Below are 13,126 nucleotides of genomic sequence, written 5' to 3' on the forward strand. Positions count from 1 at the left end.
CACCAAGATAAACAGACCTCCCCAGATAAGAACACTACACAACTACATTATTGACTCTACTCATTAAATTATGTAGCTTCGATATGCTTGACCACATCCCCTCCAGACGAAGCTCTATATACTGCTTCTATTTGTCAGATCGTAGTTTTACTAGCGGCTACCTTCCCACAAGACCTCACGGAGTTGTAGTTGCCATTCGTTAGTAGTTAGCATTTAATAGCCCCCATTAAGCGGTGACCTTCCTACAGGAAACTTTCACTCCATTTGATCACAGCTATGCTGGCCGTACCAAGTTGCCGCGCAAACACGGAGTAAAGCTGGGGTAGGCTCGCCAGTGTGCGGTCCGCCAGTGGGTAAGATGTTATGCATTGAGGGATAAAAATGCCGATTGATGAAATTGGGATAGGTATTTTCGGAGCTATATTTAGGTTTCTTGGATGGCTATTATTCGAAGTCACTATTGAAGTACTAATAAAAGGTCTAGGGTATCTAATTTGTCGCCCCTTCAAGAAAGTAGATATAGATGGTGCTTTCTGTATTGTTATGGGGCTTATAGCTTGGGTAGTAATATTAATCTCAGTAATGTTAGTTACAGATTGGGTATCTAAGAATATAGAAATTCACTCATGCCTCGATGGTGGTGGTCACTTTAATTACCAATCAAGCGTATGTGAATATGAATAATTAAAGAGCACTAAACAAAGCTACCAAAATTGACAGAAGATCACTGAATCTGCTGTTACAATGCTCATTTTGTGCTTAATAATACAAACAACCCCCGCCTTTTATAGCCTCGTTATAGGTCCTAGAGTATGAGCAAAGTATGGAGAGAAACTGCAGACCCCCAAAAGCACATTGACTACATAAGCACACGAAACGAAGGTGGTGTTACAGTCAAAGCTTCAAGAGATAATTTAATTGACAACTGGGTTTACTTCGCAACCGCGTGTAATTTCACCTTCCAGTTTTCGAGTATTGATCAAGTACAAGAATGCAAGGACTATTTTTTAAAGTCCATACACCCTTCTACCCAAGAAGCAGGTCACGATTTAGAGCATTATTGGCACCCTTGGTATTCAAAACTGCCCAAGGGTATAAATAAAGGTGTTAAGCGTCAGAAAGTTATCAAAGTGTTAGACAGTATTTTAGATAAGTGGAGCTATCCATAACAATTGCAAACAGGCTGCTACGGTCCTTTGGCCCTTCACGGGATGGTGTACACTATTCACCAGCGTCCTTGTTGTAGCCACAACGCATAAACAACAAAGCAAAAAGAGTATGGAAAACATAGAAATACCCAAAGATATTGTACAGTTTGTAGATAATCTTATCGATTCAGGTAAAGAAGAATTCGAAGTAATAAAGATACAAGTACTCCAGGATGAAACCAAGCAGCATGACGATGATCTAATTAAATCGATAGTTCATGAGTTCACCCAAATATTACAACGTTTGGCATCGGTTTTAGAGAATAAGTACGGTCCAGCCAAAATCGTATTAAATGCAGATTTTGACGAAGAAGAGGAAGATGAGTTCGAAGAAGGCGACGAAGAGTTTTACATCCCATGCTCGTTTTCATCCGCAGTCTGGACTACTGATGACTTCACTCTTTATCTGGGTGTATGTCAGGAAGATAGAGAGTTTCCTATAGTTTTAGCCGTTGGTGTAGAGTACTAAAAATGCCTAACAATGAATCCAAGTATGTTCCGGCGGCAAAAAGATGCCGTCGAAACGGGATGTGAGCCTATGAAGAAGTTAAAAATATTCGGTTCTTTGATTGTAATTTTGGCTTGTGAATCTGCGACACTCTCGCTCTTAACCTTTCTGGGAGATCACGTATTTATAGGAGGCCGGTTAGCGGAAGACGCAGAAAATATACTGATACTTTTTCTCTTCTTTTTCTTCTACAAGCTATTATTCGAGATATTACCACTCACTCTCGTTTATCGTCCGGAAGCCATCGAAAGGGGATTAACTGCTACGCAGTTCTTGAGACGACGCACATACCTGTCAGCGGCAACCACATTTGTATTGATATTGTTGGCTATGGATATGCCTATGGGGGGGCTAGCGGTGTATCATTTTATACATATATTGCCGGTTCTATATATTCCATCAGTCTTTATAGCATTTTTGTTTTATCGAAATTTAGTTGTCGGATGCTGGTTAAGAGGGAGCCCTAGTGCGCGCACATGACAAACGCAGGCTAAATGCTCCACCCTACGGGCCTCCGTATAAGGCCCAAGACTACTCATTAAGCAATATAATGCCCAGCAGAGCATAAGCACAAATGCGCATTGTTAGAGCGCCTACTTTTTGTGGGCAAGGCCAACGTAGAGAGTATGAATAAAAAACAGCTATTTGATAGAGTGATTCACTCCGAATTTCCTGCCAAGAAAGATTTATTGCAATTACTTTCCAAGGACGCAGTACTTATTAACTCGAAGGAAGACGTTCCGCTAAAAGTAAGATCTTTTCTTGGACCAATTAGAAGTAAGATTAAAGTCATGGAAGAGCAGTATGAAACTACACTCTATATTTATAATGCTTTGAGACAGTCAAAGCATCTTATATCTATGTGGAAGGATATTAGCTATCAACCGTGTGCTACGGTACGCCTAGAAAAAAATCAGGATTTTTACTATTTGATTTTTTACAATCCAGACAGTATCGACGTGTACGGAGCTATTCAATACGTAAATAGCATATCTAAAGAAACTCATATTAGAAGGATCTCGCAAAATTTATAACAACTAGCTATACTCGATCACCCACACTCCGCTCATTTTGTATTGTACGCTATGCTAGCAAAAATTGGGACCATTCCGATGGCCGCTGAACAAGGCATCTTGGCGACTAGTGAAAGAACGCAATATGGACAATACAGATTACAAAAAAGAAAAAGACACACTTAGGACTCTAGAAAGAAGAGAGAGCTTATGGGGCATGCTAATTGCCACCATTATTGGCTCTGTTCCAACTATCGCTATCTTCTATTCTGCTCCAGAATTATTCATATCAGTATTTGGCTGGGTTATTCCTGGAGTAGTATTAGGCGGATTTGTTCGTCTGGCAATAAGTGCTCACAGCTTGAAGTTACGCCTAATACCCGCCATTTTAATATTTCTACTTGGGCCCATGCTATTCTATGTAACCATGAATCCGTTTACACTATTCATTGGCTTGATGAACATGTTCATAGTTTTGCTGATAACTAGGCCTAATCTCTCAAAAGAGGAAGAGCGCGCACTTTGGTTGCAGAGGCAAGGGAAGCTCCAGCCATAACAATGCCAGCCAGTATACTACGAGCCATCGGCCTGCGTGGGACAATAAACATAAGGTCATTTTAAATTGAGAATCTATGTATTTTTAATAATCATGTTTTCTGCTCAGGCAGCACTCGGTTGCTACTGCGTAGAATCTCCACTTAAGGAGAGATATCTGGAGTCTGACTATGTCTACCTTGGCCAGGTTCGCTCTTCTACTCTCGGCGACGATGGTGTCGTCACAAACAAATTAGTTGTACTTGAGAAATTAAAGGGCACTGCAGATACTTTGGTAGTAAAAAACACACTGTTTGCCGATGACATGTGCGCATCCCACATGGTGGTCGGGTACCAATATTTGGTTTTTGGAGAATTTGGCTCAACACCTGAGATTCACTCATGCTCACACACTCGTTTGCTCGGGGACATTGGTAAAGAAGGGTTGGCTCTACTCCGAGAAATGTCTAGCAAACAGTAAGCTACTACCGGCTGGGCCTTCGCATGACGTTACTTTTCAAGAGAAATATGAAATATATACCTCAGATTTTAGCTTTCGTAATAGGTATAGCTATTACTGCAGGATCAGGATTGTATTTTCTCAAACGAGAAGTCGCTTCACAAGCAGCTTACATGAATGCTTTAGCGATCTACCAGATAATCGATGGGCTCGAAAAAGACAGAATTACAAAAGCTCCGAAAACTGAAGAGTGGTTATGTCATATCGCATTTAGAATGGAGTACAACCTACAGTCAGTATGGCCTGAAGTAGCAAAAGAATATGTCTTTCCTGCTAAAGCCAAATTAGTATCACATAGGAAAAACGTAGGGTTACAAGAGTGTGAGAATCAACAAAGAAATCAAAGCAAGTTATAGCTACGCCGTAAGAAGCCTTCCCCATCGAATAGATACCTACCTTATTTGCTCCACCTATTAAAGCACATAGCTTCGCCGTCTCTGAACGCCCCACTTCCAGACTAGGCTTTATAGAATGTTTCTTTTCGTTGGATCAAAGTTTCCTTAGCTACTTTCTTCCCACAAGACCTTGCGGTGCTACAGTTGCCATTCGCTAGTAGATAGCATTTAATGGGACCCATTAAACGGTGGTCTCGCCACAAGAGACTTTCGCCCCAACGCTTTAAGAGAAGTGATGAAAGCCACCATCAACAGCTATGATTGTGTTGACCATCATCCAATTGACCAGTGGGTGCCAAATGACCCATATGATGTGGATATATGGGTTAATTTTAGAATTGGGCCTGATACTGATACCGAAAGCGGGGATAACTTTCAAGTTCATATCGTTACACCAAACAACCTCCACGGCAAAGGTTCTACCAAATACGCCATCATTCTTTATGAATACAGTTGGAAGAAGGTGCTTCGCACGGTAGAGTCAATGCTTGAACAATGTCAATGTACAAGCTGGATAGGTATTAGCAGGCAATTGGCTAATCTTATGCACTGGGAATATGAAAACTACAAGCCATAAGTAAGGGCTTAGCCGTGTTACTACATAACATAGCAGTGCATCATTTCCCACTACGTGGACAGGGTATCCATTTCACAGCTCCACTACTAAATAACAGCAGATACTTACCGTACTAGGTTTTCAAATGTATCAAGAAAGTCATTCGCTATTAAGGAAAGTAATTTTCGATTGTGCGTTCCTAGCACTCAATTCAGTTTTACTTCTCAGCGGCTCACTCATAATTTTTAATGGAGATACAGCAGGCAAGCCTCCTGAGGTAATCAAGCTATTGCTCTCTAGTGTGTGTTTTCTTGGCGCGGCCCTAATGCTTTTTGGGTTAATTTGTCAGATTAGAAGAATTAGCAACTTACAAGGAGGTTGGTATATTGAACTAAATAGCCAATCTATCAGATTTGAAACACCTGATGATGAGGTAGATCCATTCGATTTGGACTTCACAAAAGTCAATAAATTATCTAGGGAAGCATATGAAGATGACGGAATATGGTACAAATGGTTTATCTACACTGAAAACGATGATAAAGAATTAAAGAGACCATTTGACCTTGGTCCATTTTCGGAAGAGAAAATTGCAGATAAAATTAATAGACGTTACGGTATAAGGGTGGTTGAAGTCAATATTAACGGTCATAGTTCTGAATGGCAATATACCCTATGGTTTAGACTAAAGTCACTGCTTAGCTCGATTTTTGGAGCTTTAATATTTTCATCTTTTGTCATTCCTGGGTTATTTTATCTTCTAAAGGTGATACAGTAGTTTGATTATTGGCCAATTTGGCGCGAGCAGTTTGCTTTAGCCTTTTGGACCTCTGCGGACGTTATGGAGTAAGAGATATCAAGCAATGATCACAAGATTGGAAATGTTCAAACCATTAACATGGTAGACAAAGATATGCCAGAAAAGGTTGAAACCTATTTGCTGCCCAAATCAAAGACATACAGTTGCGCAAAGAGTTAGAGAGCCCCCAAATTTTAGACTAGGTTTAGCATGATAATAAAACTAGATAATTCAAACGAAGAAATAGCAAATCGGATTTTCATAATATTTCAACGCTCCTATAAGGTTGAAGCTCAATTGATAGGTGCCGCTGACTTTCCTCCACTATCGCGAAGTGCGCAAGATATAGAGAAATCCAAATCGCAATTTTATGGATTTATTGACAATGAGTGTCTGGCCGCAACTACTGAGATTGCTATAGAAGATAAGCGATTAGAAATTAATAGTTTAACTGTTGACCCAGATTATTTCAGGAAGGGAATAGCAGGTAAATTGCTGAGCTACATTCTAGATGAATTTGAATTTATAGAAGCAATTGTAGAAACAGCTGCTGTAAATGAGCCCGCAATTAATTTATATAAAAAGTATGGTTTTGTTGAGTTTAAACGATGGGTTCCGCCTCATGGTATTAAAAAGGTGGCATTATCATTAGAAAATGCGCTCTAAAACAAGCAGCCGGTAGTTTCTAGCTACCGGCTACCCACACCATCCATCATAGAGTCTGTAATGAATTTCTATCCGTTGACAGCATCAAGCAGGCCTTAACCATCTCCAGGGTAATAGTCTCGGTATTAGGCTATTAGACGATCAGATGACTTCTGTTTAATCACCTTGGTTATTACGCGGTATTGTTCCACCACTTTTTCTATTCCTGTGATCGTGGCTAGTTGATTGTGCCTATTTATATAATCAGGAGTGACAGTGACAACTTAATAGCAAAAAACTAAGCATAACTTCCTAGATAAGAGCGTGAACTTTCACTACACAACTACATCATTTACTCTACCCATTTTATCACTTGGCTTCGCTGTCTTTGGCCACCTCGCCTCACGGCTAAACTCTGTATGACGTTCTCTTTCGTCACTTCATAACTTTGCTAGAGACTTCCTTACCATAAGATCTTACGGTGTTTCAGTTGCCATTCGCTAGTAGTTGGCATTTAATACCGCCCTTAAACGGTGATCTTTCTCCAGCGGATTTTCACCTCATTAGTCCGTACCCATACGGCAGTACCAAGACAGCATGCTGTGTGCCCTCGGCACCGGACAGCTTACGCTTTGCTACGGGTTACTAAGGCGTTAAATGCTAAGGAAACTATGAATATTACATTACGCTCAACCGGGTTATTTGGAGTTCTATTTTTTGGAATTCTATTCTCTATTACATTCTTGTCGCCTGAGAGCATAGAAGAATCAGCAAAAGGATTTGTAAAATACCAAATAGAGAAGGAGGTTCGAGAAAAGCAGCATCTTGTAAGCGAATCTACAGTTGCAAATCAAGCGCTGAGCATTGCTAATAGACTTGGACTGGAATCGGAAAAAATTAAAGAAAACTTAGATAACAATCTACCGCAAAAAATAGCAAGTGTAATTGCCTCTATGTGTGGTTATGACTGTGAAAGACAAAAGGCTTTGGCTCAGTCTATCACAGCAGGCTACTTCGATCGCCTTAAGAGCATTAAAGTTGCGCAACATACACTCGGCGATCTTATTAAGGGAAAGTACCTTGAGATAGTGGGAAATTTAAAACTTGACCTTCGTATATTCCTTGGGTCAAATTTTCTAATGTTTCTTATCCTCTTGGCCGTATCTTTCGCCAAACCAAAAGCAATAGCTCACTTGTTCTTACCTGCAGTGCTTTTGTTTGTTGCTACCATCATATCTTCCGCCATATACACATATGGTCAAGATAGGTTTTATACCATCTTATACAATGACTATATGGGTTTTGGATACCTGGCCTATATCTCTGTCATTTTTGGCTTGCTGGTTGACATCGCACTTAATAAGGCACGAGTCACAACTGAGCTAATAAATGGTATAGCAAATGCCTTGGGCTCGGCGCTTTCGGTACTTCCGTGCTAAAAATATATTGAAATTGGGCAGCCGGCAGTTTCCAGCTTCTGGCTACCCACTATCTATCATTCGGTTCTATAGTGTGCGATTCTCTATCCACAATGCATTCCGACTCGCAGACAATTATCTGTTTTAGGATAAACAGGCATCCCCCCGAGTAAACCATGCATCCATGCGTTTATCCAACCCAGAACAGACTAAACGTTTGAAATGGCTTTTAGAATTTCTGATTTAGGTAGAGCTTGAGATTATATGCCTAATCTGCTTGAACGTTTTTTTGATAAAAGACTAAAAGGCCTGAAAAGCTTTTATATTACTGAGTGTTTAGGGGCCGCTCATGCACAAGGAATAGTAACCAAATCGCTGTAATCGCACTTAACACCATCGCTACAATTTAGATATAACCCACTGATTCTTAATGGTTTTTGAGTGCTTTTATGGTAGATTGATCCTTGAATAGTATAAAGCGGTAGTAAAATATGAAAAGTAAATTTTTGCTTTGTGGTTTAGCTGTTTTAGCTTTGCCTTTTGTTTTTCATCAGGAAATAATTGAATTTACCTTTGTAAACCCATATGCAGAGTGGGCTGAAAAAATTGATACTGAAGGCCTTCAAGTTGGTCACCCTCTAGATCAGAAGCACCTTGATATTGCGAAAGAGATAGGCATTAAGAACCCTGAAAAAATAAGACTGGTTTATGTGGATGAAGTGCCATTTCCACGTGAGAATTCACTTCTAAAGTTTATTGGCGAGACAGCCGGACTTATTGGCGATGGAGTTGTGAATAATGCTCAGGTATTTGGTTATTCTATATACATAAGACAGGGATTCCAGATGGATACTCCGAAGTTGGCACATGAGCTTGTTCATGTTTTGCAAGTAGAGCGAGCTAGCTTTAAGGACGTTCTCTCCGGTCATTTGTTAGGTGTGTTAGAGCATGGGTATGAGGATTCCCCTATTGAAGCCGAAGCATTTAAAGCAAATGTTAAATACAGAGAATACTAGTAAGAAATTATAGAAAATGAATCCAGTGGATGCTTTGAGGTCCACTTTATTTTGGGCGGGAATTTCTAGCGTAGCCAAAACTACGCTACCGTCCAATGAGCCGCTAAGCAATGCATTATATATATAAACAAGGAAGGTAATTATGGATGAGTTAATTGGGGAGATAGGTAGGGGATTTCTCCGAGGTATAGGATATATCTTAACGGAAATATTCTTTGGCACCATCTGCTACTGGACTGGCTGGCCCATCTGTAAACTAATCACTCTCGGCCGCTACCCTTCACCAAAACAAACTGTCTATCTAGATAGTTATAACGGCAATAGTCACGGTTTTTGGTGTAGTGCCACCGGCCTTGTTGCAATAGTTATAGCGGGCTTATTTGCTGCCAGACAGTTTTAATATGTACAAAATATATAACAAACAATAGCTCGTACACTCTTAAAAAACACTGAGTTGGACTGCCTACGTACTACTTCGCCCTGCTTTGGCCGCTGATATACTGCGCGCTAGCAGGCAAGGAAAAATCGATGATGATCGACCCGTTATTCAGAAACACGCATAATCAAGATCAAGAAATGCTTAAGGCATTCGCTCAAGCATCGAACACTATTGGTGATTTCATCAATCTTGTGAAATCCGGCCCTAAAGCCATTTACGCAGCAAAGCTAAGGTTTAGAGATCCGGATTTATCTGAAAAGCTTGGAGAAGACCGGTTTCTATACCTCTGGTTGTCAGATGTATATTTCCATGTCGAAGAAAACTTCCTTTCAGGAGTATTCTTCGAAGTGCCAGAAGAGCTTAGAAAGTGGCAACAAGTAGGTGAGCGACTTGGTTTCGATCCAGAAGATGTATTTGATTGGATGGTGATTGAAAACGGGCATGCAATAGGCGCTTACACCTTGCGGGTAACAAGAGAACAGCTTGGTTCGGAAAAAGAAAAACAGGAATATGACTCATGTATTGGAATTTCATCATATGAGCCAATTTAGAAGGCTAACGCCTAACTAGCGAATGCTGTTCGTTGCTATCGCGATCAGACAGCTTACGTCACACGCCAGCCACAGCAAATTCTAACTTCATTCGACCACCCAGCAATGAATCGTTAAACAACTAACCCTTTTCGCACACCTCCAAGCCATATTCGCCTAGCGATTTCTCAAGGCCAGAATTTCTTAAATGGTCGTCAATTTACATCGATATGGCAGAGTTGAGTTTGGTGTGTGTAAAGCTTCGTGCTGGCGCTGGAACATCCTGAGTGGGTACTCTCGGCACAGCAGCGAGAGGCGACCTTATACCCTTGATGGAGGCACTATGCGATGCTCCAGACTAAAGATTTCAGTCCAGTAAGCGTTTCCATCTAGTATCTTTCTTTCAAGGACAGCTGATTGGTACGGATTCCCATTATCTTCCTGCCCTAGATATTTGAAAGCTGACCAGTCTACAGTGCCCAGCTGCCGGTCTTTACTTTTGCCAAGTGTGTCGGTTTTTGTGACACTCTAGATTCAATAGATTGGTGCCGTCAGCTCAAAATTATTTAAAAATCATAAGTACTTCAGGTGTTTTCATGTCGAACTGATTAAATTGCCCGCAGTTCATTTATTCGTTGATGTAAAAACAAGGACAAGCTGTGAAGCATTTTTGTAGTTCTATCATACTCCTGATCTCTCTTCTTGCGGTGAGTAGCCACGGTTGTAGCCAAGAAGCACTTCCCCTGCTGGAAGGCCCCTACCTTGGGCAAACACCACCGGGACTAACACCCAAAATATTCGCGCCGGGCTATGTCGCAACCCGGCATCGAGACTATAGCGGCTCTTTCACACCAGATATGACCGAGTTTTACTTTAGCCGAATGGATGTCGACACTGAAAAGTGGTTGCTCATTCGTTTCAAGCAGATAGGTAACCAGTGGCACGAATCCGTTGTTGGCCCAAGGGTCGGCCGCCCTCTACTTGCCCCAGATGGCAAAACCATGCACTTGGGGAACAAGTACATGGTGCGTACCGAATCAGGCTGGTCAGATATTAAAAGTATGGGGGCGATGTTCGACCGCAAAGATTGGGGTATCATGCGTCTGACGTCATCAGCTGATGGCACCATAGTGTTTGACGACTACAAGAGCAATGACGTGCTACGTATATCAACCGTTAGCAACGGCAAGCGGCAACCACCTGTATTATTGGGGCCGCATATCAACTCTGGTAATTGGACGCCCACCCCTTCATTGCCGCCGATGGCTCTTACCTCATCTGGGACAGCGAAAAAGACGACGGTTACGGTGACAAAGATCTCTACATCAGTTTCCGCCAACAAGATGGTTCCTGGGGTAAGGCAATAAACCTGTGAGATACCATAAACACCGCCGGTAATGAGGCCAGCGCGTATGTGTCACCAGACGGTAAGTATCTGTTCTTCAATCACAACCCCATTAAGAGAGAAGATGGTGTCGATCCTGAGGGCGACATCTATTGGGTAGATGCCCAAATCATCGAAAAACACAGACCCAAATTCTAATCCGCGTAATACAAAGATACAGCCAGCCTAAATCGGGTAGCCGGTAGTTTAAAACTACCGGCTCCAACACTACTCATCTTATGAGTCAGCGGCCACACTGATAGCTTTATAGTAGCTCGCTATATAAGAATCTGAACTTTCATAATACAACCTCCGCATTCACGATCATATAGTTTTGGTGTCCCTTACCACCTCACCTACAGGTCAAGCCTTATATCGTTTTCTGTTCGTCAGCTCGTTACTTCTATAGGGTGTCTTTCCTTCAGAATCTCGCCGTCTTTTGGTTGCCATTCTTTAGTAGTTGGCATTTAATGGGAGTCATAAACGGCGGTCTTGCTAAAGGGGCTTTCATTCCATTAATCCAAGCTCAGCCAGAGGAAATTCCACTTCTCTGCGGCCACTGCTGGCGGGTATTCTTCCGTTCTGTGGAGTATCCGATTTTGAAGGGAAGATATGCGCTGTATTGCTGATGATTGGTGTTAGAGGGGCTTACTTTGGGGTGATGCCGAATGTGATGATCAAGAACCAAAGTGGAATATAGATAGACTCGGCAGTTGTTCAGCTTCCAAGCAATAGACTTAGGTTTGATGCTGTAGCACCAGAGGAGTCCCGGACAATTTACCGGTCATTGAGCAAAATAATGGAAGCTACAAATACACAATTACTTTGAACTCTGGTGTGGATTTGCCTGGGGAATGTGGTTACTTAACTGCGAGTGAGTTTTTCACCAACTTCGTAATTGTTGTTGGGGGGGCAAACGATGTGTCCTGTTCAAGCTGAGCGGCATTACAATCAAATGAACCAGGCATTCGTTGCTACAGTCCTTACGGTGGCAGGTGCGATATAGCTGTCGAGACGCTGCACTTGCCCATTATACAAACGTTATGCTTCATCATAATTGGAACTAATTTTTATGCTCTTTAAGGGATCGTGTGAATGTAACCGTTGGCACGTTGAAGTTCAGTTAGCAGAGCCGCTCGAAGCCTTGAATCCAAGCATTTGCGATTGCAATTATTGCCAATCCAGTCCTTCCCCTATTATAAGTGACCCAACTATGTCTGCGGTTTTCATTGGCGATGGAATTTCAACTAATCAAAATGGAGATCAGCTTGCAGTTTTCTACCATTGCAAAGGTTGTAATCAACTGCTAGCCGTAGCCTGCAATATAAATAGCCAGCTTCGTGGAGCAGTAAATCTCAACTTATTGAAAGGTGTAGATCAACTTGGCGACTCTATTCAAGTTCAGCCGAGGCTATTGAGCGCTGATCAAAAGCTAGAACGCTGGGGTAAGTTGTGGGGTTTCCTTAGTGGGCTATAAAAACATAACACATCTAAATTTTCAGACACTTCGCTCCGCATCTCAAGACGTTAAGCGCTAAGGTGATCACTTGCTAGTAACCGTTGCTAGATTCTCATTTCCATATGAAGCGCAGATTGCAAAAGCACGACTTGAATCTGAAGGAATACACGCTTTCATTGCAGATGAGCACACAGTTAATATGCAGTGGCTATATTCTAATGCTATGGGTGGAGTCAGGCTTCAAGTGTCGGAAAGAGACCTTGATGAAGCCAATGAAATACTAAATCAAGACCGTTCCATTCTTGTAGACCAAGAATTAGGGCATGATGAAGAAAGAGTATGCGAGTCCTGCTCATCACGAAATGTCGAGCCGTTTACCAAGGGGAAAAAGCCCGCATTTTTGGTTTTCCTACTTTTGGGGATGCCTTTATTTTTCTATCAACATGGAGTTAAGTGCAAGGACTGCGGCCACTTCCAAAAGCTTGATAATCAGCGATCATAAAATATTGGCCCTTTAATGTTGAACATAGCGCAATACCCCCACCCATACTCTTTGTTAAAAGCCTATTGATTTGAGTATGAGTTTTAGACTAAACAAATATGGTATGGCCAATCATCTGGAAAAATATGGGACTGAATGGACTTGATTGCCAGCACTAACCGTAATGTCCACAGTGAATCGTAAAGCATGTCCAGGATACC

General features: G+C 41.7%; 17 protein-coding genes. All 17 read left to right on the forward strand.

Going from position 1 to position 13,126, the window contains the following annotated elements; all coding sequences use genetic code 11:
• Positions 1-381 precede the first annotated feature (381 nt).
• The 17 genes from ACJJI3_RS11140 (at position 382) to ACJJI3_RS11220 (ending at position 12,926) form a co-directional block, all read left to right on the forward strand.
• Positions 382-684, forward strand: a complete 303-nt coding sequence (locus ACJJI3_RS11140; RefSeq protein ID WP_444942479.1) for a hypothetical protein — start codon at positions 382-384, stop codon at positions 682-684.
• 128 nt (positions 685-812) lie between these two features.
• The gene (locus tag ACJJI3_RS11145) at positions 813-1,169 is read left to right on the forward strand and encodes a hypothetical protein (protein WP_444942480.1); all 357 of its coding nucleotides are present in this window, start codon (positions 813-815) and stop codon (positions 1,167-1,169) included.
• A gap of 109 nt (positions 1,170-1,278) precedes the next feature.
• Positions 1,279-1,677 carry a hypothetical protein gene (locus tag ACJJI3_RS11150; protein ID WP_444942481.1) on the forward strand — a complete coding sequence of 133 codons (399 nt, stop codon included), beginning with the start codon at positions 1,279-1,281 and terminating at the stop codon, positions 1,675-1,677.
• 69 nt (positions 1,678-1,746) lie between these two features.
• Positions 1,747-2,196, forward strand: a complete 450-nt coding sequence (locus ACJJI3_RS11155) for a hypothetical protein (protein ID WP_444942482.1) — start codon at positions 1,747-1,749, stop codon at positions 2,194-2,196.
• Between the two features lie 146 nt (positions 2,197-2,342).
• Positions 2,343-2,750, forward strand: coding sequence for a hypothetical protein (locus ACJJI3_RS11160; RefSeq protein WP_444942483.1), 408 nt, complete (start codon positions 2,343-2,345; stop codon positions 2,748-2,750).
• Between the two features lie 109 nt (positions 2,751-2,859).
• Entirely contained in the window at positions 2,860-3,285 is a 426-nt protein-coding gene (locus ACJJI3_RS11165) for a hypothetical protein (protein WP_444942484.1), read from the forward strand.
• Positions 3,286-3,351: 66 nt separating this feature from the next.
• On the forward strand, positions 3,352-3,744 hold the full coding sequence (locus ACJJI3_RS11170; protein ID WP_444942485.1) for a netrin-like domain-containing protein: 393 nt from the start codon (positions 3,352-3,354) through the stop codon (positions 3,742-3,744).
• Positions 3,745-3,791: 47 nt separating this feature from the next.
• Entirely contained in the window at positions 3,792-4,139 is a 348-nt protein-coding gene (locus tag ACJJI3_RS11175; protein WP_444942486.1) for a hypothetical protein, read from the forward strand.
• A gap of 274 nt (positions 4,140-4,413) precedes the next feature.
• Positions 4,414-4,755, forward strand: a complete 342-nt coding sequence (locus ACJJI3_RS11180) for an Imm8 family immunity protein (RefSeq protein WP_444942487.1) — start codon at positions 4,414-4,416, stop codon at positions 4,753-4,755.
• A 124-nt stretch (positions 4,756-4,879) separates the two neighbouring features.
• Positions 4,880-5,512, forward strand: coding sequence for a hypothetical protein (locus tag ACJJI3_RS11185; protein WP_444942488.1), 633 nt, complete (start codon positions 4,880-4,882; stop codon positions 5,510-5,512).
• A 231-nt stretch (positions 5,513-5,743) separates the two neighbouring features.
• On the forward strand, positions 5,744-6,199 hold the full coding sequence (locus ACJJI3_RS11190; RefSeq protein ID WP_444942489.1) for a GNAT family N-acetyltransferase: 456 nt from the start codon (positions 5,744-5,746) through the stop codon (positions 6,197-6,199).
• 650 nt (positions 6,200-6,849) lie between these two features.
• Positions 6,850-7,617: a hypothetical protein gene (locus ACJJI3_RS11195; protein ID WP_444942490.1), complete on the forward strand. Its 768-nt coding sequence runs from the start codon at positions 6,850-6,852 to the stop codon at positions 7,615-7,617.
• Between the two features lie 470 nt (positions 7,618-8,087).
• Entirely contained in the window at positions 8,088-8,612 is a 525-nt protein-coding gene (locus ACJJI3_RS11200; RefSeq protein WP_444942491.1) for a hypothetical protein, read from the forward strand.
• Between the two features lie 528 nt (positions 8,613-9,140).
• Positions 9,141-9,602: a DUF2314 domain-containing protein gene (locus tag ACJJI3_RS11205; protein WP_444942492.1), complete on the forward strand. Its 462-nt coding sequence runs from the start codon at positions 9,141-9,143 to the stop codon at positions 9,600-9,602.
• Between the two features lie 638 nt (positions 9,603-10,240).
• Positions 10,241-10,948, forward strand: a complete 708-nt coding sequence (locus tag ACJJI3_RS11210; protein WP_444942493.1) for a hypothetical protein — start codon at positions 10,241-10,243, stop codon at positions 10,946-10,948.
• Between the two features lie 1,230 nt (positions 10,949-12,178).
• A complete protein-coding gene (locus tag ACJJI3_RS11215) occupies positions 12,179-12,442 on the forward strand; it encodes a hypothetical protein (protein WP_444942494.1) in 264 nt (87 codons plus the stop codon).
• Positions 12,443-12,512: 70 nt separating this feature from the next.
• Complete coding sequence (locus ACJJI3_RS11220; RefSeq protein WP_444926975.1) at positions 12,513-12,926, forward strand: putative signal transducing protein; 414 nt, start codon at positions 12,513-12,515, stop codon at positions 12,924-12,926.
• Positions 12,927-13,126 lie beyond the last annotated feature (200 nt).

It is taken from the genome of Microbulbifer maximicatervae (SeqCode) (genome assembly GCF_052466985.1).

Coding starts and splice junctions, on each gene's coding strand:
- ACJJI3_RS11140 (WP_444942479.1), top strand. CDS start 382: ATGCCGATTGATGAAATTGGGATAGGTATTTTCGGAGCTATATTTAGG.
- ACJJI3_RS11145 (WP_444942480.1), top strand. CDS start 813: ATGAGCAAAGTATGGAGAGAAACTGCAGACCCCCAAAAGCACATTGAC.
- ACJJI3_RS11150 (WP_444942481.1), top strand. CDS start 1,279: ATGGAAAACATAGAAATACCCAAAGATATTGTACAGTTTGTAGATAAT.
- ACJJI3_RS11155 (WP_444942482.1), top strand. CDS start 1,747: ATGAAGAAGTTAAAAATATTCGGTTCTTTGATTGTAATTTTGGCTTGT.
- ACJJI3_RS11160 (WP_444942483.1), top strand. CDS start 2,343: ATGAATAAAAAACAGCTATTTGATAGAGTGATTCACTCCGAATTTCCT.
- ACJJI3_RS11175 (WP_444942486.1), top strand. CDS start 3,792: ATGAAATATATACCTCAGATTTTAGCTTTCGTAATAGGTATAGCTATT.
- ACJJI3_RS11180 (WP_444942487.1), top strand. CDS start 4,414: ATGAAAGCCACCATCAACAGCTATGATTGTGTTGACCATCATCCAATT.
- ACJJI3_RS11185 (WP_444942488.1), top strand. CDS start 4,880: ATGTATCAAGAAAGTCATTCGCTATTAAGGAAAGTAATTTTCGATTGT.
- ACJJI3_RS11190 (WP_444942489.1), top strand. CDS start 5,744: ATGATAATAAAACTAGATAATTCAAACGAAGAAATAGCAAATCGGATT.
- ACJJI3_RS11195 (WP_444942490.1), top strand. CDS start 6,850: ATGAATATTACATTACGCTCAACCGGGTTATTTGGAGTTCTATTTTTT.
- ACJJI3_RS11200 (WP_444942491.1), top strand. CDS start 8,088: ATGAAAAGTAAATTTTTGCTTTGTGGTTTAGCTGTTTTAGCTTTGCCT.
- ACJJI3_RS11205 (WP_444942492.1), top strand. CDS start 9,141: ATGATGATCGACCCGTTATTCAGAAACACGCATAATCAAGATCAAGAA.
- ACJJI3_RS11215 (WP_444942494.1), top strand. CDS start 12,179: ATGTCTGCGGTTTTCATTGGCGATGGAATTTCAACTAATCAAAATGGA.